Annotated in this window: 29 protein-coding genes; 15 read left to right on the forward strand and 14 right to left on the reverse strand. The window is 66.4% G+C overall.

The annotated features are described in order from the left end of the window. Positions 1–2: 2 nt before the first annotated feature. The 4 genes from rho to hemE form a co-directional block, all read right to left on the reverse strand. Complete coding sequence (gene rho, locus WG901_RS10690; RefSeq protein WP_339587054.1) at positions 3–1259, reverse strand: transcription termination factor Rho; 1257 nt, start codon at positions 1257–1259, stop codon at positions 3–5. Positions 1260–1423: 164 nt separating this feature from the next. After that, positions 1424–1789: a hypothetical protein gene (locus WG901_RS10695; protein ID WP_339587055.1), complete on the reverse strand. Its 366-nt coding sequence runs from the start codon at positions 1787–1789 to the stop codon at positions 1424–1426. A 15-nt stretch (positions 1790–1804) separates the two neighbouring features. Further along, the gene (locus tag WG901_RS10700) at positions 1805–2248 is read right to left on the reverse strand and encodes a CopD family protein (protein WP_339587056.1); all 444 of its coding nucleotides are present in this window, start codon (positions 2246–2248) and stop codon (positions 1805–1807) included. Between the two features lie 20 nt (positions 2249–2268). Beyond that, positions 2269–3297 carry a uroporphyrinogen decarboxylase gene (hemE, locus tag WG901_RS10705; protein ID WP_339587057.1) on the reverse strand — a complete coding sequence of 343 codons (1029 nt, stop codon included), beginning with the start codon at positions 3295–3297 and terminating at the stop codon, positions 2269–2271. A gap of 343 nt (positions 3298–3640) precedes the next feature. Between hemE and WG901_RS10710 the strand changes: the two genes are divergently transcribed. The 10 genes from WG901_RS10710 (at position 3641) to WG901_RS10755 (ending at position 10088) form a co-directional block, all read left to right on the forward strand. Then, a complete protein-coding gene (locus WG901_RS10710) occupies positions 3641–4483 on the forward strand; it encodes a pyruvate, water dikinase regulatory protein (protein ID WP_339587058.1) in 843 nt (280 codons plus the stop codon). An 11-nt stretch (positions 4484–4494) separates the two neighbouring features. Then, entirely contained in the window at positions 4495–5079 is a 585-nt protein-coding gene (locus WG901_RS10715; RefSeq protein WP_339587702.1) for a Maf family protein, read from the forward strand. Then, positions 5076–5933: a shikimate dehydrogenase gene (gene aroE / locus WG901_RS10720; protein WP_339587059.1), complete on the forward strand. Its 858-nt coding sequence runs from the start codon at positions 5076–5078 to the stop codon at positions 5931–5933. The genes WG901_RS10715 and aroE overlap by 4 nt, the downstream gene beginning before the upstream one ends. Next, on the forward strand, positions 5930–6541 hold the full coding sequence (gene coaE, locus WG901_RS10725; protein WP_339587060.1) for a dephospho-CoA kinase: 612 nt from the start codon (positions 5930–5932) through the stop codon (positions 6539–6541). The genes aroE and coaE overlap by 4 nt, the downstream gene beginning before the upstream one ends. 49 nt (positions 6542–6590) lie before the next feature. Next, positions 6591–7280 (forward strand): DNA polymerase III subunit epsilon, encoded by a 690-nt coding sequence (gene dnaQ / locus WG901_RS10730; RefSeq protein ID WP_339587061.1) that lies wholly within the window; start codon positions 6591–6593, stop codon positions 7278–7280. A 24-nt stretch (positions 7281–7304) separates the two neighbouring features. After that, positions 7305–7871: a ribosome hibernation-promoting factor, HPF/YfiA family gene (hpf, locus tag WG901_RS10735; protein ID WP_339587062.1), complete on the forward strand. Its 567-nt coding sequence runs from the start codon at positions 7305–7307 to the stop codon at positions 7869–7871. A 112-nt stretch (positions 7872–7983) separates the two neighbouring features. Beyond that, a complete protein-coding gene (locus tag WG901_RS10740) occupies positions 7984–8445 on the forward strand; it encodes a PTS sugar transporter subunit IIA (protein ID WP_339587063.1) in 462 nt (153 codons plus the stop codon). After that, positions 8420–8917 carry a PaaI family thioesterase gene (locus tag WG901_RS10745; protein ID WP_339587064.1) on the forward strand — a complete coding sequence of 166 codons (498 nt, stop codon included), beginning with the start codon at positions 8420–8422 and terminating at the stop codon, positions 8915–8917. Before WG901_RS10740 ends, WG901_RS10745 begins: the two co-directional genes overlap by 26 nt. Before the next feature lie 2 nt (positions 8918–8919). Beyond that, a complete protein-coding gene (locus WG901_RS10750) occupies positions 8920–9243 on the forward strand; it encodes a DUF1491 family protein (RefSeq protein WP_339587065.1) in 324 nt (107 codons plus the stop codon). 203 nt (positions 9244–9446) lie between these two features. Then, positions 9447–10088 carry a cell wall hydrolase gene (locus tag WG901_RS10755; protein WP_339587066.1) on the forward strand — a complete coding sequence of 214 codons (642 nt, stop codon included), beginning with the start codon at positions 9447–9449 and terminating at the stop codon, positions 10086–10088. A 151-nt stretch (positions 10089–10239) separates the two neighbouring features. Here the strand turns inward: WG901_RS10755 and xth are convergent, their stop codons facing one another. The 4 genes from xth to WG901_RS10775 all read right to left on the reverse strand — a co-directional run bounded on the left by xth (position 10240) and on the right by WG901_RS10775 (position 12984). Continuing rightward, positions 10240–11016 carry an exodeoxyribonuclease III gene (gene xth / locus WG901_RS10760; protein WP_339587067.1) on the reverse strand — a complete coding sequence of 259 codons (777 nt, stop codon included), beginning with the start codon at positions 11014–11016 and terminating at the stop codon, positions 10240–10242. Between the two features lie 9 nt (positions 11017–11025). Then, positions 11026–11358, reverse strand: a complete 333-nt coding sequence (locus WG901_RS10765) for a HesB/IscA family protein (RefSeq protein WP_339587068.1) — start codon at positions 11356–11358, stop codon at positions 11026–11028. Positions 11359–11540: 182 nt separating this feature from the next. Continuing rightward, positions 11541–12503, reverse strand: coding sequence for a DUF481 domain-containing protein (locus tag WG901_RS10770; protein WP_339587069.1), 963 nt, complete (start codon positions 12501–12503; stop codon positions 11541–11543). A gap of 52 nt (positions 12504–12555) precedes the next feature. Then, entirely contained in the window at positions 12556–12984 is a 429-nt protein-coding gene (locus WG901_RS10775) for a CBS domain-containing protein (protein ID WP_339587070.1), read from the reverse strand. Positions 12985–13110: 126 nt separating this feature from the next. On the opposite strand from WG901_RS10775, the gene WG901_RS10780 reads away from it, so the two are divergent. Beyond that, on the forward strand, positions 13111–13407 hold the full coding sequence (locus WG901_RS10780; RefSeq protein ID WP_339587071.1) for a hypothetical protein: 297 nt from the start codon (positions 13111–13113) through the stop codon (positions 13405–13407). Here WG901_RS10780 and WG901_RS10785 read toward each other — a convergent pair. From WG901_RS10785 to WG901_RS10805, 5 genes are read right to left on the reverse strand one after another with little or no spacing between them, the layout of a single operon-like run. Then, positions 13404–13784 carry a (2Fe-2S) ferredoxin domain-containing protein gene (locus WG901_RS10785; RefSeq protein WP_339587072.1) on the reverse strand — a complete coding sequence of 127 codons (381 nt, stop codon included), beginning with the start codon at positions 13782–13784 and terminating at the stop codon, positions 13404–13406. The genes WG901_RS10780 and WG901_RS10785 overlap by 4 nt on opposite strands. Continuing rightward, a complete protein-coding gene (locus tag WG901_RS10790) occupies positions 13781–14227 on the reverse strand; it encodes an acyl-CoA thioesterase (RefSeq protein WP_339587073.1) in 447 nt (148 codons plus the stop codon). Before WG901_RS10790 ends, WG901_RS10785 begins: the two co-directional genes overlap by 4 nt. A 30-nt stretch (positions 14228–14257) precedes the next feature. Then, on the reverse strand, positions 14258–14743 hold the full coding sequence (locus tag WG901_RS10795) for a DUF2497 domain-containing protein (protein WP_339587074.1): 486 nt from the start codon (positions 14741–14743) through the stop codon (positions 14258–14260). A 5-nt stretch (positions 14744–14748) separates the two neighbouring features. After that, positions 14749–16257, reverse strand: coding sequence for a TolC family outer membrane protein (locus WG901_RS10800; protein ID WP_417602731.1), 1509 nt, complete (start codon positions 16255–16257; stop codon positions 14749–14751). 2 nt (positions 16258–16259) lie between these two features. Beyond that, positions 16260–16862 carry a protein-L-isoaspartate O-methyltransferase family protein gene (locus WG901_RS10805; RefSeq protein ID WP_339587075.1) on the reverse strand — a complete coding sequence of 201 codons (603 nt, stop codon included), beginning with the start codon at positions 16860–16862 and terminating at the stop codon, positions 16260–16262. Positions 16863–17056: 194 nt separating this feature from the next. Here WG901_RS10805 and WG901_RS10810 point away from each other — a divergent pair, with 194 nt between their 5' ends. The 3 genes from WG901_RS10810 to WG901_RS10820 all read left to right on the forward strand — a co-directional run bounded on the left by WG901_RS10810 (position 17057) and on the right by WG901_RS10820 (position 20790). Further along, entirely contained in the window at positions 17057–18583 is a 1527-nt protein-coding gene (locus WG901_RS10810) for a fumarate hydratase (protein ID WP_339587076.1), read from the forward strand. Positions 18584–18689: 106 nt separating this feature from the next. After that, positions 18690–20042, forward strand: coding sequence for a sensor histidine kinase (locus WG901_RS10815; protein ID WP_339587077.1), 1353 nt, complete (start codon positions 18690–18692; stop codon positions 20040–20042). Continuing rightward, a complete protein-coding gene (locus WG901_RS10820) occupies positions 20035–20790 on the forward strand; it encodes a LytR/AlgR family response regulator transcription factor (RefSeq protein ID WP_339587078.1) in 756 nt (251 codons plus the stop codon). The genes WG901_RS10815 and WG901_RS10820 overlap by 8 nt, the downstream gene beginning before the upstream one ends. Positions 20791–20904: 114 nt before the next feature. Here the strand turns inward: WG901_RS10820 and WG901_RS10825 are convergent, their stop codons facing one another. Further along, the gene (locus tag WG901_RS10825) at positions 20905–21207 is read right to left on the reverse strand and encodes a UrcA family protein (protein WP_339587079.1); all 303 of its coding nucleotides are present in this window, start codon (positions 21205–21207) and stop codon (positions 20905–20907) included. A gap of 222 nt (positions 21208–21429) precedes the next feature. Here WG901_RS10825 and WG901_RS10830 point away from each other — a divergent pair, with 222 nt between their 5' ends. After that, positions 21430–21696, forward strand: a complete 267-nt coding sequence (locus tag WG901_RS10830) for a hypothetical protein (RefSeq protein ID WP_339587080.1) — start codon at positions 21430–21432, stop codon at positions 21694–21696. Positions 21697–21732: the final 36 nt, after the last annotated feature.

Here is a 21732-nt window from a genome sequence, read left to right on the forward strand (position 1 = left end):
GCTTACTGGTTCATGGTCGCGAAGAAGTCCTCGTTGGTCTTCGAGTCCTTCAGCTTGTCGAGCAGGAATTCCATCGCGTCGATCGTACCCATGTTCATGAGAATACGGCGCAGGACCCACATCTTCGAGAGCTGGTCCTTGGGAACCAGCAGCTCTTCCTTGCGTGTGCCCGACTTGCCGATGTCGAGCGCCGGGAAGATGCGCTTGTCCGAAACCTTGCGATCGAGGACGATTTCGGAGTTACCCGTGCCCTTGAACTCTTCGAAGATGACCTCGTCCATGCGGCTGCCCGTGTCGATCAGGGCCGTGGCGATGATCGAGAGCGAACCGCCCTCCTCGATGTTGCGCGCCGCACCGAAGAAGCGCTTGGGACGCTGCAGGGCGTTGGCGTCGACACCGCCGGTCAGGACCTTGCCCGAGCTCGGCACCACGGTGTTGTAGGCACGGCCCAGACGCGTGATCGAATCGAGCAGGATGACGACGTCGCGCTTGTGCTCGACGAGGCGCTTGGCCTTCTCGATGACCATCTCGGCGACCTGGACGTGGCGCTGCGCGGGTTCGTCGAAGGTCGAGGAGATGACCTCGCCCTTCACCGAGCGCTGCATGTCCGTGACTTCCTCGGGACGCTCGTCGACGAGCAGGACCAGCAGGAAGACTTCGGGATGGTTGTCGGTGATGGCCTTGGCGATGTTCTGGAGCAGGACGGTCTTACCCGTACGCGGCGGCGCGACGATCAGCGCGCGCTGGCCCTTGCCCTGCGGGCTGATCAGATCGATCACGCGCGCCGACTTGTCCTTGAGCGTCGGGTCCGACGTGTCGAGGATGAGGCGCTCGTCGGGATAGAGCGGGGTCAGGTTGTCGAAGTTGACGCGATGACGCACGGCGTCGGGATCGTCGAAGTTGACCTTGGTCAGCTTGGTCAGGGCAAAATAGCGCTCGCCGTCCTTGGGCGCGCGAATTTCGCCTTCGACCGTATCACCCGTACGCAGGCCCCATTTGCGGACCTGGTTCGGCGAGACGTAGATGTCGTCGGGACCGGCGAGATAGTTCGCCTCGGGGCTGCGCAGGAAGCCGAAGCCGTCGGTCAGGACCTCGATCGTGCCGAGGCCCATGATTTCCTCGCCGTCTTCCGCCACTTCCTTGAGGATGGCGAACATCAGGTCTTGGCGGCGCAGGGTCGATGCGCCTTCGATCTCGAGCTCTTCGGCCATTTCGACCAGCTCGGCAGCGGTTTTCTTCTTGAGTTCTTTGAGATGCATTGTGAGTCCGATTTTGCGGATGTTTGAGCGTCTGGATGGCCGGCCGATCGAAGGGCTTGGAGAAAGCGGATCGTGATGGCGCGAAAAATCGCCGTCATCTGCCGGTAGAGACGGTGTCCTACATAGGTGGACGCCGCGCCGGCGTCAATTGCGTGCGCGCCGAACTAGGGCTTCGCTGCGGCGGGTTTCGCGGGATCGGGCGTGTCACCGAAACTCGACAGGTATTTGCCCCGCTCCTCGGCCTCGGCGCTGCAATTCTGGATATCGGCGGTGAGCAGGGCCGAATAGCCGGGCGAGCCGACCAGCGTCATGACCTCGCCGCGCAGATCGGCATCGGGACGTCTGGCCGACAGCTTGCCGAGGAAATACATGACGATCGACTGGATGCCGGCCTTGTCCTCGGCCGAGACCGAGGCATCGTCCTGCGCCTCGCCCGCCGCGACCAGATAGGCGGCCAGGCAGCGTACGTCGCGATCCTTCGAGAAGGGCACCTGGTTGGCCGCAGCGGCCGCGAGCAGGAACGAGAACATCGGTTACCCCTTCGGTCAGAACGGCTTGACCACGACCAGCACGACGATCAGCGCGGCGGCGATACCCGGCACCTCGTTGAGCAGGCGCAGCTTCTTGCCCGTGAGCTTGCGTTCGCCCCGGGCCAGGGCCGTCGCATAGCCCGCCAGCCAGACGTGGTAAGCGGTCAGCGCCAGCACGAAGGCAAGCTTGGCATGGAACCAGCCCTGCCCGAAGGCATCGATCGACACGGCCAGGGCGAGGCCGAGCACCCATACCACGGTCAGCGCCGGCCAGAGGATGATCTTGAGCAGCTTGCGCTCGCGATCGATCCACAGCCTTTCCTCGGGCGAACCCGGCGCGGCCTCCTGATGGTAGACGAAATAGCGCGGCAACATGAACAGCCCGGCCATCCAGAAGATCACGAAGATGATATGGCCAGCCTTGAGCCAGAGATAGGTCATCGCGAGAACCTGCTGCATGAACTGAACATAGCGAGCCGCTACGGACGCCGCCAGCCGCGGACGAAGGCCAGCAGCTGTTCGACATGCTCGATCGGCGTGTGCTGGCCAATACCGTGGCCGAGGTTGAACACGTGCGGCCGGTCGGCGAAGGCGTCGAGGATCCGGCGCGCCTGGATGTCGATCTCGGCGCCGCCGGCCTCGAGCAGCAGCGGGTCGAAATTGCCCTGGACGGGCAGGCCTTCGGGCAGGGTCTTGGCCGCCCACAGCGGATCGATCGTCTCGTCGAGGCCGAGCGCGTCGACGCGCGTCTCGCGGGCATAGGCGGGCAGCTTCTCGCCGGCCCCCTTGGGGAAACCGATGACGGGAAGCTCGGGAAAACGCCGCTTGAGCGCGGTGACGATCGTCGCGTTCGGCGCGATCACCCAGCGTTCGAATTCGGACGGCGAAAGGCTGCCGGCCCAGGAATCGAACAGCTGCACGGCCTCCGCCCCCGCGGCGACCTGGCCGGCGAGATATTCGACGGTGACCGCGATGATCGCATCGATGATCGCCTGGAACGCCTGCGGATCGCGATAGGCCAGAGCGCGCGTGACATGCTGGTCGCGGCTACCTTCGCCGGCGACCATGTAGGTGGCCACGGTCCACGGACTGCCGGCAAAGCCCAGGAGGGTCCTTCCAGCGCCGAGGCCGGCGCGGACCTTGGACACGGTCTCGTAGATCGGCGAGAGGCGCTCAGGGACGGCCCTGAGGCTATCCAGCGTGCTGTCCACGAGCTTGGGCGAGAGCCGAGGCCCCTCGCCCACCAGGAATTCGAGATCCTGGCCCATGGCGTAGGGCACGATCAGGATGTCAGAAAACAGGATCGCGCCGTCGAAGCCGAAGCGCCGGATCGGCTGGAGCGTGATCTCGGCAGCGGCGTCGGTATCGTAGACGAGCGCGAGGAATCCGCCCTTCTCGGCACGCAGCGCGCGGTACTCGGGAAGGTATCGTCCTGCCTGGCGCATGAGCCAGACCGGACGCTCGGAAGCATTCTCACCGCGCAGGGTTCTCAGGAGGAGACCGGGCATCTCGGATAGGTCCAATCCAATAAAATAAAGAGTTTATATAAGGATTCTGTAAGCAGTTGGCCCTGTGGATATCGGGGTTTGCGGCGCCTTGCCCGATTTGTCCCGTCCTGAACAGAGGGCAGCGGGGACCGACTCCGTGACTCCTACCGTCAAGCACGGCTTATCCCCCCTATCCTCAGCCTGTGGGTAGCCGCGTCCACCTGTCCACAAAGAGCGGTGGGAGAGTCGGGAATCGGGGAGCGAATCCCGTGCCGAAGTTGTCAGACCTCTTATCGCATGGTTTATGCATGCGCTTATCCCCAGCCCTTCCCTCGCCCCAGGGCACGGTCCAAGAAGAGCATCCATGTCGCGTCTTCATCTCCATCTCCTGTCGGATTCCACCGGCGAAACGCTGGAGATGGTGGCCAAGGCGGCGCTCGCGCAGTTCGAGGACACCGACGTCATCCGCCACTTCTGGCCGATGGTCCGTTCGCGCCAGCATCTCGACCGGATCATGACCGACATCGCCGCCAATCCCGGGCTCGTGCTGTTCACCTTGGTCAACAGCGAAACGCGCACCCGGCTCGAAGAACATTGCCGCGCGCTCGGCCTGCCATCGGTGCCGGCGCTCGATGCCGTGACCGATGCGCTCGAGGACGTGCTCGGACAAGAGGCCAAGGGCAAGCCCGGCCGCCAGCACCTGATGGACGATGCCTATTTCGAGCGTGTCGAGGCAATCCAGTTCACCATTGCCCACGACGACGGCGTTGCCTGGGAGGACTGGGAGGAGGCCGACATCGTGCTTGCTGGGGTGTCGCGTTCGTCGAAGACGCCGACCTCGATCTACCTCGCCAACCGCGGCTACAAGGTCGCCAACATTCCGATCGTGGTCGAGAGCCCGCCGCCGACCGAGCTGTTCGGCTTGCGCCGGCCGCTGATCGTCGGCCTGACCACCGCGCCCGAACGGTTGATCCAGGTGCGCCGCAACCGCCTGCTCTCGCTCAACCAGGCACCCGAGACCGCCTATGTGGATATCGAGAAGGTAAATCGCGAAGTGCAGTTCGCACGACGCATGTTTGCCGATAACGGCTGGCCGGTGATCGACGTCACCCGACGCTCGATCGAGGAAACCGCTGCCGCCGTGATAAACCTGCTCAACGAACGCCACGCTGCGGGCGAGCCAGCCCCCGGAGCCAACCCATTATGACTGCGGAGCCCATGCTGATCCTCGCTTCGCAGAGCGGATCGCGCAAGGCGATGCTGCAGGCCGCCGGCGTCGTGTTCGAGGCCGTGCCTGCGCATATCGACGAACGCGCGATCGAGGAGAGCCAGAGCGGCAAGCCGCCCGAAGTGATCGCGCTGCTGCTCGCCGAACAGAAGGCCTTCGCAGTCTCGTGCGAGCATCGTGAGGCGCTCGTGCTCGGCAGCGATTCGCTGGTCGCGGTCGACGGCAAGCGCTTCGACAAGCCGCACAGCCGCGAGGAAGCCGAGGCGCACCTCTGCTTCTTTTCCGGACGCGTCATGCATCTGCACAGCGCCGCAGCGCTCGTGCGCGACGGTGCGACCTTGTGGACTCATGCGGCCACGGCCACGCTGCACGTCCGTGAGATGTCCGAGGAGTTCATCACCGCCTATCTCGATGCCGAATGGCCGGCGGTGGCGGGCTGCGTCGGCGTATTCCGCATCGAAGGGCTCGGCGTGCAGCTGTTCGAGGAGATCGACGGCGATCACTTCACCGTGCTCGGCATGCCGCTGCTGCCGGTGCTCGGCGCGCTGCGCGACCTGCACGCTCTGCCGCGATGATCCGCCCCTATGCCGAAGTGATCGGCGATCCGATCGCCCAGTCCAAGTCGCCCGCGATCCACGGCTTTTGGCTCGAGAAGCTCGGGCTCGACGGCAGCTATGGCCGCAACCTCGTTACGCCGGCGGATCTGACCGACTACGTCGCGCGGGCGCGGGATCGCGAAGGCTGGCGCGGCTGCAACGTCACGATGCCGCACAAGCAGGCGATCATGCCGCTGCTCGATGCGATAGATCCGCTGGCGGCGCGGATCGGCGCGGTCAACACCGTGGTGCGCGGCACCGACGGCCGGCTCATCGGCTACAACACCGACGCGGGCGGTTTCCTCGAGCCGTTGCGGCTCCTGCTCGACCGCAAGCACTACTTCCGCATGGCGCGCGTGCTCGGCACGGGCGGCGCGGCCCGCGCGATCGTCGCGGCGCTGTCGGACCGCGGCTGTGTCGTCGTCCTGGCGGGACGCGACGCGGCCAAGGCCCGTGCGCTGCTCGACGAGTTGGCGAAAGGCAATGACCACCACGCGATCGCACTGAGCCACTTTGCCGACCGGACCGATTTCACCTTCGACGATCGTGAGGATTGTCTCGACCTGATCGTCAACGCCAGCCCGCTCGGCATGGACGGTCAGCCGGCGCTGGCTTTCGATTTCAGCCATGCCCCGCCGGGTTCGGTGGTCTACGACATCGTCACCCACCCGCTCGACACGGCCTTCCTCCGGAACGCGCGCTCGGCCGGTTTCGCGACGATCGACGGCCTGGCCATGCTGATCGGCCAGGCCGCCGAAGCCTTCGAGCATTTCTTCGGCGTGAAGCCACCGCGCGAACACGACGCCGAACTGCGGGCGCGGTTGGCCGCATGAGCGAGGACGGCGCCCGCTCCCCCTTCATTCTCGGCCTCACCGGCTCTATCGGCATGGGCAAGAGTGCGGTCGCGGCGATGTTCGAGGGCCTCGGCGTGCCGGTGTTCGATGCCGATGCCGCGGTTCACGCGTTGCAGGGGCCCAACGGCGCGCTGCTCCCCGCGATCGAAGCGGCCTTTCCCGGGACGACGGGGCCGAACGGGGTCGATCGGCCCAAGCTCGGCGCCGCGGTCTTCGGCGATGCCGACGCGCTCAAGCGGCTCGAACGGATCGTCCATCCCGCGGTCGGGGCGATGCGCCAGGCCTTCCTCGCCGAACATGCGAAGACCCCGCTGATCGTCTTCGACATCCCGTTGCTGTTCGAGAAGGGCGGTTGGGAGCAGGTCGACGCCGTCGTCGTCGTATCGGCCTCGGCCGAAGCCCAGCGGGCGCGAGTTCTCGCCCGGCCCGGTATGACCGTCGAGAAGTTCGAGCAGATCCTCAAGCTGCAGGTCCCCGATGCCGAGAAGCGCGCGCGGGCAGATTATCTCGTCGATACCGGCACTTCGCTCGCCGAGACGCGTCATACGGTGCAGCAGCTGGTCCATCGGCTGACCGGACGCGATTAATCGCCGTTTCCCCTTGCCTCTCGCGCCGCGGAGGCAGATATTCCTTCTAATGCGTGAGATCATTTTCGACACCGAGACGACCGGCCTCGATCCGCAGCGCGGCGACCGGATGGTGGAAATCGGCTGCATCGAAATGGTCAACCGGGTGCTGACCGGGAACACGTTCCACGCCTATTTCAATCCCGAGCGCGACATGCCGGCCGAGGCCGAGGCCGTTCACGGCCTGTCCGCGGCCTTCCTCGCCGACAAGCCGAAGTTCGTCGAGCGCGCCGCAGAACTGATCGAGTTCATCGGCGACTCTCCCTTGATCGCGCACAATGCCGGTTTCGACTTCGGCTTCCTCAACGCCGAACTGGCGGTCTGCAGCCTCGATCCGGTCTGTCGCTCGCGCATGGTCGATACCGTCGCCATAGCGCGCACGCGTCATCCCGGGGCGAAGCTCTCGCTCGATGCGCTCTGCACGCGCTACGGTGTCGACCGCAGTCACCGCACCAAGCACGGTGCCCTGCTCGACGCCGAGCTGCTCGCACAGGTCTATGTCGAGCTGCGCGGCGGTCGGCAGATCGGGCTCGAACTTGCGGCGGATCAACGCGACGACATCGTGACCACGGTTACGATCCGCACCGACCGCGTGTTCCGCCCGGCCCGACCGCATGCGGCGAGCGAGACGGAACTTGCGGCCCACGCGGAGTTTATCAAGACTCTCAAAGCTCCTCTCTGGAGCGTCGAGACACCCTAGCCTTAGCCCAAAGGAGGATGAACCATGGAAATCCGAGTATCCGGTCATCAGATGAGTACGGGCGAAGCGCTGCAATCCCATGCCAGCGAGCGTCTCTCCACCGTGGTGGACAAGTATTTCAGCCGCGCGCTGTCGTCGCAGGTGACCTTCGGTCGTGCGCCGGCCGGTGCATTCCGCTGCGACATCGTCACCCACGTCATGCATGGCCTGGTGCTCAAGGGCGCCGGTATCGCGCAGGACGCGCACATCGCGCTCGACCAGGCGACCGACAAGATCGACAAGCAGCTGCGTCGCTACAAGCGGCGTCTGACCGATCGTCATGAGCAGAGCTCGCATGCGCAGAAGGCCGAAGATGCGGCCTATGTGATTTTCGAGGAGCCGGCCGACGAGCATGACGAGATCACGGTCGATGCCCCGGTGGTCATCGCCGAGACTCGCGTCGACGTTCCCGAAGCGACCGTTTCGGACGCTGTCATGATGCTCGACCTTCGCAACACCAATGCGCTGCTGTTCAAAAACGCTGGTACCGGCAAGCATAATATGGTCTACCGCCGCGGCGATGGGTCGATCGGCTGGGTCGAGCCGTCCTGACGCTTTCAATCGCGCCTGCTTCCAGACCAGGAAATGCCGCGCCCCCGGGAAACCCCGGGGTCGCGGTGCTTACACCTTCTGGCAACGGGCGGTGGACTATGTTTGACGGGTAATGGCTGCTCTCTTCACCCTCCTTCCGGAAGCCGTCGGTGCCATTCGCGCCGATAGCAAGTCCGCGATTCTCGGCCTGCTCGCCGATCGCTTTGTCGCGGTCTACGCGCTCGACCGTGGCGAAGTGCTGTCCAAGATCGAACAGCGCGAGAAGCTGGGCAGCACCGGTTTCGGCCGCGGCGTCGCCATTCCGCATGCGCGCGTCGCGGGCGTCACCCGTCCGGTCGCGGCGCTGCTCCGGCTCGAAGCGCCCGTCGCCTTCGACTCGGTCGATGGCCGGCCGGTCGATCTGATTTTCGGCCTGCTCTCGCCAGAGCACGCCGGCGCCACCCATCTCCACGCGCTCGCGGCGATCTCGCGGCTGATGCGCGACGAGGAAATGCACGCGGCGCTGACGGCCGCGCCGGGACCCGAGGCGATCTACGGCCTGCTCTGCAATGTCATCGATCGCGACGCCGCCTGACAGCGCGCCGCAGCCGGAGGTTTCGGGTGCGGCGCTACACTGGCACGCGCTCGAAGGGCTCTATGCCTCGGCCCCGGTGAACCAATTGTTCGATTCCCGGCTAGAAGTCCTCGGCGAAGGCCGGGCGCGGATCGCCTTCGAGGTTCAGGAACGCCATTATCACGCAGCCGGCGCGGCGCACGGGACGATCTATTTCAAGATGCTCGACGACGCGGCCTTCTATGCGGCGAACACCCTGGTTACCGATCGCTTCCTGCTGACCACCTCGTTCAACCTCCACTTTACCCGGCCGGTGCGCGTCGGTCCGGTCATCGCTGAAGGCCGCTGGATCAGCGGCCGCCGTCGCGTGCTCGTTGCCGAATCGCGACTGATCGACGGCGACGGCGAGGAGATCGGTCGCGGTACGGGGACGTTCCAGCGTTCGCGAATCTCGCTGGCCTCGCTCGCGGGCTATGCCGAAGCGCTGCGTTGAGCATGGACTCACGGCTTCCGGCCCATCTCGAAGCGGCGGGGCTGATTCGGCAAATCCAGGCCGAAGGTGGCTTTGCGACCGTGCTCCAGAAGGGCGAACGCGAGGCCGGAACGATCCTGCTTGTTCTGTGCGAAAATGACACGAACGCACGCACTTACGAGCGCATGCCGCAGCTCGACGGCAGCCGGAAATGGCAGGAATCGCGCGTGGAAGATCCTGAAAACAAACAGGAATTCCGGGATTATGTGATGCGCCGCGGAGCCCAGGATCGAGACTTGTGGATCATAGAGCTGGACATCGCTCAGGCGGAACGATTCATCGGATAAGCCGAAGTCAAAAGTTGACTCCGGGCTGAACGGGCAACAGAGGGGCGCCTCACCTACGCGCAGGCGGCGGGATTTGCGGATCGGCAATCCTCGCAAGCACGCAGACGGGGGGCAGCCGGCAGGAGCCCACGAATATTCAACGCCGTTCGCGGCGGTTCGTTCCTTCTGCGTCGGGCGCGTTCACCGCACTCGAATTTGGTTTGATGAAATTCAAGTTGTTTCCGGCCAGCACGGTAGCGATCGCCGCTACGCTCGTGACGGCTCTTGCAAGCGCCCAGGGTTCGGGCGCCGTGGCTCAGGACAAAGCGTTCGAGCCCGTGATGATGGAACCCCTCCACAGTATTTCCGAGCCCGTCGTCCAGCCGCTTCCGGGAGAAGCGCAGGTGCAGAGCGCAGACGCCGCACCGCAGGACAATGAGGCCGACACGCCCGCCGCTTCGCTCGCCGAACTCGTCGCCGATCAGGAATCGAGCGGTGAGCTTTCATCCGAGATGCGTTGCCTGGCCGGTGCGATCTACTTCGAAGCCAAGAGCGAATCGCTCCCCGGCCAGCTCGCCGTCGGTCGCGTCGTCGTGAACCGCTCGAAGTCGGGCCGCTTCCCCGCATCCTACTGCGGCGTCGTCTACCAGCCTTCGCAGTTCTCTTTCGTGCGCGGCCGCTCGATGCCCACGATCAACACCGGGTCGCAGGACTGGCGCGAAGCCGTCGCGATCGCGCGGATCGCCGATGCCGGTTCCTGGCGCAGCCCCGCCGAGGGCGCGCTGTTCTTCCACGCCGCGCGCGTCTCGCCCGGCTGGCGCCTCGCCCGCGTCACGCGGATCGACAATCACGTCTTCTATCGGTGATGGCTTGACCGGTTCGGCTAGGCCGGACCGGCGTGCCCTCCAATCCTGACCATGTCATCCCCGCGAAAGCGGGGACCGCTGGCGGTTCATTCCGAAATCTCGGGACAAGATGGCCAAGGGTCCCCGCTTTCGCGGGGATGACGGTCTGGCTTCAATCGCGGATCTGCACCCAGACCGGGGTGTGATCGCTCGATTTCTCGCGACCGCGATATTCCTTGTCGACACCGGCGGCGACGAGACGGTCGGCCACCTCGGGCGACAGCAGCGCGTGGTCGATGCGGAAGCCGTGATCGCGCTGCCAGGCGCCCGCCTGATAGTCCCAGAACGTCCAGACCCCGCCGCGCGGATTGTGCAGGTCGAGCGCGTCGGTCCAGCCGTCGCCGAGCAGCCGCGCATAGGCATCGCGTGATTCGGGCTGCATCAGCGCGTCGGCTGCCATGGCGGACGGCGACCAGACGTCCTTGTCCTCGGGAATGACGTTGAAGTCGCCGGTGACGATCGCGGGCACTTCCTCGGCGCTGATCTCGCGCATGCGTTTCCGCAGCCGCTCCATCCAGCGCAGCTTGTAGTCGAACTTGGGGCCGGGCAGGGGATTGCCGTTGGGCAGGTAGATGCAGGCGATCCGCAGGCCGAACACGTCCGCCTCGATATAGCGCGAATGCTCGTCCTCGGGCTCGCCCTCGAGCCCGCGGCGGACCTCGACGGGCTCGACCCCGTCGGCGAGGATGGCGACGCCGTTGAAGCCCTTCTGGCCGTGCCAGATGGCCTTGTAGCCGATCGCCTCGATATCCTGGATCGGAAAGCCCTCATCCTGGCTCTTGATCTCCTGCAGGCAGGCGACCGAGGGACGCGTTTCCTGGAGCCATTCGAGCAGGCGCGGCAGACGGGCCTTGACCCCGTTGATGTTGAACGTGGCGACTTTGATCATCGCGCGGTTTTAGACGGCGAAGCTGGATCCGCAACCGCAGCCGGCAACAGCATTGGGATTCTCTACGCGAAAGGCCGCGCCGCCTAGCGATTCGACGAAATCGACGACGCAACCCGAGACGAGATCGAGGCTCACCGGATCGACCACCAGCTTGACGCCGTCGGTCTCGCTCACGAGATCCTCGGCATCGGGCGCTTCGGCCAGGCCGAACTGGTACTGGAAGCCCGAGCAGCCACCGCCCTCGACCGAAAGCCGCAGGATCGCGGGCTTGCCCGTCTTGGCGGCAATCGCCGACACGCGCGCGGCGGCCGAAGGGCTCAGAGTCAGCGAGGCATTGTCCATGGGCCCGATGTAGGGGCTGGGCGACGGCGCGGCAAGCGGTGGGGGCGCGTCTTCTTCCTCTCCGGCACGGGGAGGCGGCGTCCCGCAGCGATGACGGAGGGGGTTCTCAGGCAGCGCTGCTTTTGCCGACAGCCCCCACCACCATCGGCTTCCCCTCCCCGGACCGGGAACGATCGGGACGCCTAGAACCCGTAGACGAAGGTTGCGCGGCTCTGCGTGTTGACACCGGCCGTGCCGATAGGCGGATTGCGCTCGTATTGGACATTGTACGAGAAGCGCGCCTTGAGATTGCCGATCAGCTTGGTGTCGAGTGCGGTGTTGGCGACGACGTTGCCGTCGGCGCCTTCGACATAGACCGCGGTCTTCTGCGAAAAGCTCAGGGTCGGCGTGACGCGCCAGGCGAAATTCATCGAACCGCGTCCGGCCAGGCGCGACTGAACGTCGCCGTCGACTTCGAGCACCCGGCGCAGGGTCGGACCGCCCTCGAACTCGAGCTTCACGCGATCCGAGCTCAGCGCGCGGTAGCCGAGGCCGCCGCCGAGCGTGTAGCGGCTGTCGTAGCCGGCGAAGGGATCGTGCTCGTACTGCGCGAGGCCATAGGCATAGGTCTTGGCCTGGACGCGGTAATTGGGCTGCCAGGCGGCGAAGGTCCGCTCGGCCGTGGTGATCCCGTTGGTGCTCTGGACCTCGGCGCGCGCGGAAAGCTGGTGGGTCCAGTCGATGCCCTCGCGCTTGAGGTCGAGCGATCCGAGCAGACCGAAATTGGTGGTGCTGCCGGTCGAGCGCGAGGCGCCGAATTCGACCTCGCCCTTCCAGTTCTCGAGCGCGCTGGCGGCGCGCAGCTCGGCGAGGTGGCGCTCGTGGGCCCGCACCTTCTGGTCGGCCAACTGGCTGCGCCATTGCTGTTCGAGCTGGTCGATCTCGGCCTTGGCGTCGGGTGCCGCCTGGCGCGCGACGGCGAGCACGCTGGTGACCGTGGCCTCGTTGCCTTTGGCGATCGCCGTATCGATCATCTTGCGGATGCCGGGATCGAGTGCGTCGACGTCGGCCGCCGGCGGGGCATCGCCGGCCGATTGGGCCGCGGCGGCATGGGAAATGACTGCGGGAGCGACGGCCAGGGCGGCCAGCAGGATTCTGACGGTCATGATTCCTTTTCGGCGGCCGCACGCCGCCGTTTCTTCTGCAAACATCGGTCGATCAGGCGGTCTGGATATAGGCCCGCATGGCTTCGGCCTCGGACTCGATGCGCTCGATGCGGTATTTGACGAGGTCGCCGATCGAGACCAGACCGACCATGTCGTCGCCGCGCACCACGGGCAGGTGGCGAATGCGGCGCCGCGTCATCAGCGACAGCGCGGCGAGCACCGAGGTCTCGGGATCGACCGTTACCGCGGGGCTGGTCATGACTGTGCCCAGTTTCGCTTCGAGCATGGCCGGGCCCTGGGCCTGAAGCTGGTAGATCACGTCGCGTTCGGAGAAGATGCCGGCGACCTTGCCGTTCTCAAGCACGGGCATCGCGCCGATGCGGCGCTCGGCGAGAAGCGCGATCGCCTCGCGTACCAGGGTATCGGTGTTGCAGGTAACGATGGCAGCGTCTCTGCCTTCGATCAGGCGCGCAATGGTCATTGGCTGCTCTCCCGGTTCGCCGTCGTTCAGGACTGGGGGCAGCAGACTATGCCACAGCGCGGGGGGAAGTGCCAGTTCGTCGCATCGATGCTTGCGACGAGCCGCGGCAAGGCGCAAGGCGATGCGATGATTCCCCGTTCGCCCCTCGACGATCCCGCGGTTGCCGCCTTTGCCTGGGCGCGATTCCGGCGGCTGATGTGGCTGATGCTGTCGGTCACGATCACGATGGTGATCGGCGCCTGCGTGCTGCTCTATCGCGAGAACGGCTTCGTCTCGGTCCACTTCTACATCGCGACCGCGCTGGGCATCGGCTTCATGATGCTGCTGATGTCGGCGCTGATGGGGCTGGTGTTCCTCTCGCACGGCACGGGTCATGACGAGGCGATCGTTGATCCGCTCGAGGACGAGGAAGACCAGCGTTAGTCGATCGGCGGATCGAGCCGGTATTCCGCGATCGGAACGCCGCCGATCACGTGCTCCTGGATGATCCGTTCGAGCACGGGCGGCGTGCACGAGTGGTACCAGACGCCCTCGGGATAGACGACAGCCACCGGCCCGGCCATGCAGACGCGCAGGCAGCCGACCTTGCTGCGCAGCACCCCGGCCTTGCCGCCCAGCCCTAGTTCGTTGAGCCGCTTCTTGAGGAAGCCCCAGGCCTCGGCGCCGGTTTCGTAGTCGCAGCACTTGGCCTTGTCGGCCTCGGCACAGATCATGATGTGGCTCTGGGTGCGGAAGCCGCCGAGAATCTCGAGCGCACGTTCGGCCTGAGCGACCGTCTCCGGCGCTGCGGCTTCGCTCACGCGCGCATCATCCAGCGCTCGGAGTTGCTCCGGAAGGCTTCGGGCAGCGACGCCGGGCCTTGTGCGTCGACGCAGACCATGACCGCCTGGGCATAGGCCACGATCCGGCCGTCCTGGGTGACGAGCTGGTTCAGCGTATAGCTGGTGTTGCCCAGCCGCGCGGGGGCGACGTGCATCTCGAGCGGCGCGGGAAAGTGGCTCTGGCCGAGATACTCGACCGTAATGCTGGCCACCATCGAACTGGGGCCGCCACCCTCATCTTCGCTGGCACCCGGCGTATAGCCGGCCGCCCGGTGAAAGCGCACGCGCGCTTCCTGCAGCATCGAGACCAGCGACACATTGTTGATGTGCTGGTTGACGTCGATGTCGCTGAAGCGGGTCTCGATGGCGCAGCTAAACGGGTAGCGCGCCGGGTCGAGCAGCGCGGGATCGGGCTTGGGCATGACGAAATGGCCTTGGCGGGAAGAGCCGGATCAGCCCTTCTTGCCGACGATCCGGGCGATTTCGGTGGCGACCATCCGCTCCACCATCGGCGGCAGGTTCTTGTCGAGCCACTTGGCGAGCTCGGGGCGCAGCAGGTCGCGCACCATGCCTTCGAGCGAGGTTTCGCCCGAACGGACGATCTGCGGCGGCACGCCCGGCTGCGCCAGCATGGCGAGCGCGGCGAGCGAATCCTGCATCGAGCTGCGGACGTCGTCGGTCAGCAGCGGGGCCTCGGGGGCTTCATCCTCGTCCTCGTCGTCCTGCGCGAGGTCGACCGGGGCGAACTGGCCTTCGTCGGCGAGATCGAGCACGTCTTCCTCAGGCGCGTCCTTGGCCTGCGGGAAGGCGGTTTCGGTCACGCCGTGGGTTTCGCGCTGACGACGCGTCTCGACGGCACCGGCGCGATTGTCGCGCGCGATCACCTTCTTGATCGATTCGAGGATTTCCTCGACGGTCGGCTCTCCGGCATTACGCATCTGCGCTATTGACCCCCTGGCGCACTGGTATTGGTCGACTGAATCGTCGTCGCTTCCGAACCGCGAATTTCGCCGTCCTGGGGCGGCGTGTCAACGGTGCGTGTCGATTGCGGCTTCGGCGCCCGATCGTCGTCCCAGTCGAACCACTTGCCGCGCACGCGCTTATAGTTGGTTTCGGGGTCGTAGAGCGGCCCGCCTTCGAGCCCGAGATCCTGGGCTTCGGCTTGGCCCATCGCCGCGAGCAGCGAGAAGCCGGCGACATAGGCGTTGCGCCGTGCGGTGACGAGTTGGACCCGCGCGCGCAGCAATTCCTGCTCGGCGTCGAGGATGTCGATGATCGTGCGATTGCCGACAGAGTTCTCGGCGCGCACGCCTTCGAGGCTCAAGCCCGCCGCATCGACCGCCGATTGGGTCGAGGCGATGATCTCGTTCGAGGCCTGCCACGACGAATAGGCCGAGCGGACCTGCGCGATGACGCCGCGCTCGACTTCGATCTCCTGCTCCATCGCCGCGCCCTCGCGCGCCTGGGCCTGGCGGCGCTGCGCGGCGGGGCGGCCGCCCTGGAAGATCGGGATCGAGGCGCGCAGGCCGACCTGCGCGGTGGTCTCGTTCTGCGCGAAGGTCTGGACTCCGCCCAGGCTGCCGCCGAGCGTGCCGTAATAGTCGTTGTAGGCGCCCTGGCCGAAGGCGCTCAGCGTTGGCAGTCGGCCCGAGCCTGCGACCTTGACGTCGTAGCCCGCCGCCTTGCGACGCTCGTGCGCAGCGACGAGGTTGGGATTGTTGTCGATCGCGACGGTCACCGCCTCGTCGGGGCTCGCGGGCAGACCGGGCAACGGCGGCGGCGCATCGAGCAGGCCCGGCGTCAGGCCGACCAGCCGGATATAGCGTTCGCGCGCTTCGACGAGGTTGGCCTCGGCGGTGCGCGCATCGCCCCGTGCGAGGGCCAGCCGCGATTGCGACTGGGCGACGTCGGTGCGCGTCAGGTCACCGATCTCGAACCGGTCGCTCGTCGCCTGGAGATTGACCTCGAGCACCTGGACGTTGTTGCGGTTAAGCCCGACCACGGCCTCGTTGAGGATGACGTCCATATAGGCGCCGACGACCTGGCTGAACACCGAGCTCTCGGTGCCGCGCAGGTCGGCCTGGCCGGCTTCGACCCGGGTCTCGGCCGCTTTCACGCCGTTGCGCACCGATCCGCCCGAATAGATCGGCACGGACAGCGAGAGCTGGGCGTTGAGATTGCGGTCGGGCGCGGTGAAATTGTTGCCGCTTTGCCGGACGAATTCGGTGTGCGTCGCCTGGCCGGTGATCGAGGGGCGACCGGGCGCCTTCTGGATCGCCACGTCTTCGTCGGTGGCACGCTGGTTGGCGCGCGCGGCCTGAAGCGTCGGATTGGTATTGTAGGCGGCGATCAGCGCGGACCGCAGGTCTTCGCCCCACGCCGGGCTTGCCGCCGGAGTCGCCACGAGGGCGGCTCCGGCCAGCAGCCAGACCCGTGGACCGATAGATGGCACGTTCAGAAGCTCCAGCGCTTCGGAGCTGCGAATTCGGGAAGGGCGGGGATGCCAAGCTCGGCGAGCGGCAGCAGGGCGACGTCGCCCGCGGCCTTGCGGCCGGCCGCCAGACGCGTCACGCCGCGCAGCACCAGGCCCGTGACGATGCGGCCGCCTTCGGCGAGCTGGGCACCGAGCGCCGCGGGCAGTTCCTCGATCGCGCCGTCGACGACGATCAGCGAGTAGGGACCCTTCGACCGGCGCTTGGCGGCGTCGGCCGGATCGATCGCGTCGAGCGAGCCGACCAGCGGGCCGAGCAGTGCGGCGAGATAGCCCTTGGCGTCGCCGACGATCAGCGCCTTGTCCTCGGCGGTGGGACGGGCTTCGGTCAGCAGCATGCCGTGGACCACCGGTGCGGCCAGGAAGCGGCCTTCGCCCAGCGGCACGGCGCGGTCGATATAGGCCGAGGCCTTGGCGTTCTCGGGAACGAAGTCCTCACGCGCGACGCGCGACATGGCGGTGAGCACCCAGGGCTCGTTGACGCCGCTGGTGCGAAGCTGGCTGTCGATCATCGCGCGGCGGGCCGCGTCGGAAGCCGTAGCGGGCCGGTTTTCGGTCAAAGTCATCGAATGCAATCCCTATTGCGCTCCATTGCGCGTCCATTGGGGAAAAGGCCCCGTTCTGCCCATTCCCCCGGCGCAAAGCCGCCCGCTTCTAGGCGAAGCCCGCAAGCTCGCCAAGCGCTTTGACGGAGGCCGCTCTCGCGCCTATGGCGACCGCGCATTTCTGGCCCGAAGAGGCGAGCATAGGGACAAGCACAATGGCCGACATGGTGACCATCCGTGAGGAAGACCTCATCGAAAGCGTCGCGGACGCGCTCCAGTACATCAGCTATTTTCACCCGATGGACTACATCCGCGCACTCGGCGACGCCTACGAGGCCGAGCAGGGCCCGGCCGCCAAGGACGCGATCGCGCAGATCCTGACCAACAGCCGCATGTGCGCCGAAGGCCACCGCCCGCTGTGCCAGGACACGGGCATCGTCAACGTCTTCGTCGAATGGGGCCAGAACTGCCGGCTCGAGAGCGAAAAGTCGCTGCAGGAAGTCGTCGATGAGGGCGTGCGCCGCGCCTACAACCACCCCGAAAACAAGCTGCGCGCCTCGGTCCTCGCCGATCCTGCCTTCACCCGCCGCAACACCAAGGACAACACCCCCTCGGTGCTGTCGGTCTCGATGGTCCCGGGTTCGAAGATCTCGGTCGACGTTGCGGCCAAGGGCGGCGGCAGCGAGAACAAGTCCAAGTTCAAGATGATGAACCCGTCGGATTCGATCGTCGACTGGGTGGTCGAAATGCTGCCGCAGATGGGTGCCGGCTGGTGCCCGCCGGGCATGCTCGGCATCGGCATCGGCGGTACGGCCGAACATTGCGTCAAGCTTGCCAAGCAGAGCCTGATGGAGCCGATCGACATGGCCCAGCTCAAGCTGCGTGGCCCGCAGAACGACATCGAGGCGTTGCGCATCGAGATCTTCGACAAGGTCAACGCGCTGGGCATCGGCGCGCAGGGTCTCGGCGGTCTCGCCACGATCCTCGACGTCAAGATCCTCGACTGGCCGTGCCACGCCGCCGGCAAGCCCGTCGCGATGATCCCCAACTGCGCCGCCACGCGCCACGCGCATTTCACGCTCGACGGTTCGGGGCCGAGCTTCCTCGAGACCCCCAAGCTCGACGAATGGCCCAAGGTCCAGTGGGCGCCGAGCAAGGAAGCCAAGAAGGTCGATCTCGATACCTTGACTGCCGAAGACGTGCAGGGCTGGAAGCAAGGCGATCGTCTGCTGCTCAACGGCAAGATGCTGACCGGCCGCGACGCCGCGCACAAGCGCATCGCCGACATGCTGGCCAAGGGCGAGGAACTGCCCGTCGATTTCAAGGGTCGCGTGATCTACTACGTCGGCCCGGTCGATCCGGTCCGCGACGAGGTCGTCGGCCCGGCCGGTCCCACGACCGCGACGCGCATGGACAAGTTCTCCGACACGATGCTCGATCTCGGCCTGCTCGCCTCGGTCGGCAAGTCCGAGCGTGGCCCGGCGGCGACGCAGTCGATCGCCCAGCACAAGTCGGCCTACCTGATGGCGGTAGGCGGCGCCGCCTATCTGGTCGCGCGCGCGATCAAGAAGGCCGAGGTCATCGCTTTCGCCGACCTCGGCATGGAGGCGATCTACGAATTCACCGTCGAGGACATGCCGGTGACGGTCGCGGTCGATAGCGAGGGCAACAACGTCCACACCCTGGCGCCGCCGGTCTGGCAGAAGAAGATCGCCGACGAGGGGCTGCTGCCGGTATCGTAATTGCTGGATCCTCCCCTTGCAGGGGAGGATCCTAATCCACCAACGTCCTACCCGGATCGACCAAGCGACTGGCGCGATCGGCTCCGATCGCGCTATTCCGCTGGCGATGAGCGAATCCCATGCCGGGCCCGTGCGCGTTCCGCCGCGGCTGGTCCTGGCCTCCATCTTCGGGCTTTGGACCACCTATTTCCTCCTCGCGACCCTGCGCGGGGTCGTGCTCGACTACGAGTTCAACCAGGCCTTCTTTTCGCGGCGGCTGCTCGTAACGCTGGCCTCGATGGTCGGGACCGCGCTGCTCTGGCCGCTGCTCGTGGCCATGGCGCGTCAGCCGCTGTGGAAGCGGATAGGCGCGGTCATGGTGCTCGGCCTGCCGCTCGCCATCGGGCTGACCATGATCAACGGCCAGGTCTTCGCCGATCTCGATCACCAGGCCAAGACCCGGCTCGAGGCGCAGGGTGGCATGGACATCCTGCGCGACGAGAAGGGTTCCTCGGTCGAGATGGGCGATGGTCGGCTCGTCGTGCGTAGCAAGAGCGGTCGCGTCGTCGAGATGCAGAACGGCCGGCTGATCATCCGCAACGGCGACGAGACCACCGAAGTGCCCACGCCGCCGGCCCCACCGAGCCCGCCGGCACCGCCAGCGTCCGACGCGTCGTCGATCCCTTCCGACGCGGCGAAGAGCACCACGCGCGTGATCGTCGCGCAGAAGAAGAAGGAGGCGGGCTTCTGGGAAGACAACGCCGACCTGATTCTCGGCCGCTATTTCCTGCTGCTGGCCTGGGCGGCAATCTATCTGGCGCTGGCCAGCGCCGAGCAGGCGCGCGGGGCCGAGCGGCGCGAGGGCGAGTATCGCCGCGCGGCGCAAGCGGCCGAGCTGCGTTCGCTGCGCTACCAGATCAACCCGCATTTCCTGTTCAACACGCTGAACTCGCTGTCGGCGCTGGTGATGACGGGCAAGGGCGAGGCGGCCGAGCGGATGATCCAGACGCTCTCCACCTTCTACCGCCGTAGCCTGACCGGCGATTCGACCGGCGACGTCCGGCTCGAGGAGGAGATCGGCCTGCAGAAGCTCTATCTCGAGATCGAGGCCGTGCGCTTTCCCGAGCGCCTGCGCACCACGATCGAGGTGGCCCAGGCGCTCGCCGACGCGCCGGTGCCGGGGATGATCCTCCAGCCGCTGGTCGAGAACTCGATCAAATATGCGGTGGCGGCGAGCAGGACACCGGTGACGGTGACGATCACCGCGCGCGCGGAGGAACGGACCCTGGTGCTCACGGTCAGCGACGACGGCCCCGGTATTGGCCCGGGCGGCGCCAAGTCCGATGGCTGCGGCATCGGCCTCGCCAATGTCCGCGACCGGCTCAAGGCGCGGTTCGACGGGGCGGCCAGCCTCGAAGCCGGACCGCGGCTGGGGGGTGGTTTCGCCACGGTGATTCGCCTACCCTTGGGGCATGGGTGAGGTCCTTCGCACGCTGATCGTCGACGATGAACCGCTGGCGGTAGAGCGGCTGCAGATCGTCTGCGCCGGTCTGCCGGGCATCGCCGTGGTCGGCACGGCGAGCGACGGCGCGCAGGCGCTGCGGCTGATCGAGGCGCTGACGCCCGATCTCGTCCTGCTCGACATCACCATGCCCGAGATGGACGGGCTGACCTTTGCCGGCGCGCTCGCCAGGCAGGCGCCGCCCAAACAGACGGGGGCCGCGGGCGGGGTGCCGCCCGTGGTGATCTTCGTCACCGCGCACGAGAACTTCGCGGTCGAGGCTTTCGATCTCGAAGCGGTCGACTACGTGCTCAAGCCCGTCGCGCCCGATCGGCTCGAGCGCGCCGTGGGCCGCGCGCTGGCGCGTCGCGCCACGAGCGAGCGCGATTCGGGCGAATGGCTCGACGAGTTCTGGGTGCCGCATCGTTCGGAGCTGCTGCGCGTGGGCGCGGCCGAGGTCGATCGCATCGATGCCGAGCGCGACTATGTCCGGCTGCACGTCGGCGAGACGAGCTATCTGCTGCTCCACACGGTCTCGGGGCTCGAGACGCGGCTCGATCCGGCGCGGTTCATCCGGCTCCACCGCTCGTGCATCCTGCGTCGCGACCGCATCCGCGGGCTCAGGCACGACGGGCTTGGAACCTGGTCGGCCGAGCTCGACGACGGCAGTTTGGTCCGCATCGGTCGCACCTACCTGCCGCGCGCCAAGGCCATGGCGGGGCGCTAGAGCGGCATGAAAATGCCCGGCCCGGCTTGAAGCCGGACCGGGCAAGGTGAGCCAGCCGGAGTCCCGTCCGCTGGCTCGGGTCGTGCGAGGGGGCTGCCCCGCGCGAGTGACGCTTTAGCGGACGTTGCTGGCTACGCGGCCCTGGGCCGTCTTCGCCGCGATCTGCGTCTTCATCGCATTGCGGGCATCGGCGAGGCAGGTCGCCGAAGCGCCACGCGAAATCCGGCTGCCGGTGATCGCGCCGGGGGAGCAGACCTGCGTGGCGGCGGCGTCGATGCGGCTGTCGAGTTCGGCCTTGCCCGCCTCGGTGGTCAGATCGAGGTCCTTCCACACCAGCTTGGCGTCGGCGGCGAAAGCCGGAGTGGCGGCCAGAACCGTGGCGGCGATTGCGAGCGAGTTGATGAAGATCTTGCGCATTTCGTTTTCCCTTCCTTCCTGAATTCCTGGAAGGACTATTACCCCGCCCACCGCGACGCTTCCCGCATCCTTCGACCAAAGCCGGCTTCGGACGATCAAGGACGTCGACGCTCGACGAGCGGCGATCTCGGGTCGACGAACGTCATGGAACGGGGGAGGGGCGGCATGGATAAAGTTGGGCGAAAGCTGGCCTTTGCCGCCGGTCCGGCCTAGACTCGCGTGGTGGCCATCGTCGCGCTCTTCCTGCTCGGCATCGCCAATTTCGCGATGCACAAGGCGGTGCTCCAGAGCGGGCACGTTCTGCTCGGCCAGGTCTCGTGGTTCGTGCACATGCTCGGCGGGCGGTTCAGCCTCGTGGTCGAATTCCTCATGCTGCTCGGTGCGATGCTGATGGTCGATGCGGGCGCGATCGGCTGGGCCTGGGGCTATGCGATCTACAGCCTGATCAACGGCCTGTCGGCCTGGCTGATCCTTTCGGGGAGAGTTTGATTTTTCCGCCTGACGGCTGAAGCGGGCCGATGCCGC

The organism is Novosphingobium anseongense (genome assembly GCF_037482895.1).
GTDB lineage: Bacteria > Pseudomonadota > Alphaproteobacteria > Sphingomonadales > Sphingomonadaceae > Novosphingobium > Novosphingobium anseongense.

Coding starts and splice junctions, on each gene's coding strand:
- WG901_RS10820 (WP_339587078.1), top strand. CDS start 20,035: ATGGGTGAGGTCCTTCGCACGCTGATCGTCGACGATGAACCGCTGGCG.
- aroE (WP_339587059.1), top strand. CDS start 5,076: ATGATCCGCCCCTATGCCGAAGTGATCGGCGATCCGATCGCCCAGTCC.
- WG901_RS10755 (WP_339587066.1), top strand. CDS start 9,447: ATGAAATTCAAGTTGTTTCCGGCCAGCACGGTAGCGATCGCCGCTACG.
- xth (WP_339587067.1), bottom strand. CDS start 11,016: ATGATCAAAGTCGCCACGTTCAACATCAACGGGGTCAAGGCCCGTCTG.
- WG901_RS10710 (WP_339587058.1), top strand. CDS start 3,641: ATGTCGCGTCTTCATCTCCATCTCCTGTCGGATTCCACCGGCGAAACG.
- WG901_RS10780 (WP_339587071.1), top strand. CDS start 13,111: ATGATTCCCCGTTCGCCCCTCGACGATCCCGCGGTTGCCGCCTTTGCC.
- WG901_RS10815 (WP_339587077.1), top strand. CDS start 18,690: ATGAGCGAATCCCATGCCGGGCCCGTGCGCGTTCCGCCGCGGCTGGTC.
- WG901_RS10750 (WP_339587065.1), top strand. CDS start 8,920: ATGGACTCACGGCTTCCGGCCCATCTCGAAGCGGCGGGGCTGATTCGG.
- WG901_RS10795 (WP_339587074.1), bottom strand. CDS start 14,743: ATGCGTAATGCCGGAGAGCCGACCGTCGAGGAAATCCTCGAATCGATC.
- WG901_RS10810 (WP_339587076.1), top strand. CDS start 17,057: ATGGCCGACATGGTGACCATCCGTGAGGAAGACCTCATCGAAAGCGTC.
- WG901_RS10770 (WP_339587069.1), bottom strand. CDS start 12,503: ATGACCGTCAGAATCCTGCTGGCCGCCCTGGCCGTCGCTCCCGCAGTC.
- dnaQ (WP_339587061.1), top strand. CDS start 6,591: ATGCGTGAGATCATTTTCGACACCGAGACGACCGGCCTCGATCCGCAG.
- WG901_RS10805 (WP_339587075.1), bottom strand. CDS start 16,862: ATGACTTTGACCGAAAACCGGCCCGCTACGGCTTCCGACGCGGCCCGC.
- WG901_RS10825 (WP_339587079.1), bottom strand. CDS start 21,207: ATGCGCAAGATCTTCATCAACTCGCTCGCAATCGCCGCCACGGTTCTG.
- hpf (WP_339587062.1), top strand. CDS start 7,305: ATGGAAATCCGAGTATCCGGTCATCAGATGAGTACGGGCGAAGCGCTG.
- WG901_RS10715 (WP_339587702.1), top strand. CDS start 4,495: ATGCTGATCCTCGCTTCGCAGAGCGGATCGCGCAAGGCGATGCTGCAG.
- WG901_RS10775 (WP_339587070.1), bottom strand. CDS start 12,984: ATGACCATTGCGCGCCTGATCGAAGGCAGAGACGCTGCCATCGTTACC.
- WG901_RS10790 (WP_339587073.1), bottom strand. CDS start 14,227: ATGCCCAAGCCCGATCCCGCGCTGCTCGACCCGGCGCGCTACCCGTTT.
- hemE (WP_339587057.1), bottom strand. CDS start 3,297: ATGCCCGGTCTCCTCCTGAGAACCCTGCGCGGTGAGAATGCTTCCGAG.
- coaE (WP_339587060.1), top strand. CDS start 5,930: ATGAGCGAGGACGGCGCCCGCTCCCCCTTCATTCTCGGCCTCACCGGC.
- WG901_RS10745 (WP_339587064.1), top strand. CDS start 8,420: ATGTCATCGATCGCGACGCCGCCTGACAGCGCGCCGCAGCCGGAGGTT.
- rho (WP_339587054.1), bottom strand. CDS start 1,259: ATGCATCTCAAAGAACTCAAGAAGAAAACCGCTGCCGAGCTGGTCGAA.
- WG901_RS10765 (WP_339587068.1), bottom strand. CDS start 11,358: ATGGACAATGCCTCGCTGACTCTGAGCCCTTCGGCCGCCGCGCGCGTG.
- WG901_RS10740 (WP_339587063.1), top strand. CDS start 7,984: ATGGCTGCTCTCTTCACCCTCCTTCCGGAAGCCGTCGGTGCCATTCGC.
- WG901_RS10695 (WP_339587055.1), bottom strand. CDS start 1,789: ATGTTCTCGTTCCTGCTCGCGGCCGCTGCGGCCAACCAGGTGCCCTTC.
- WG901_RS10700 (WP_339587056.1), bottom strand. CDS start 2,248: ATGCAGCAGGTTCTCGCGATGACCTATCTCTGGCTCAAGGCTGGCCAT.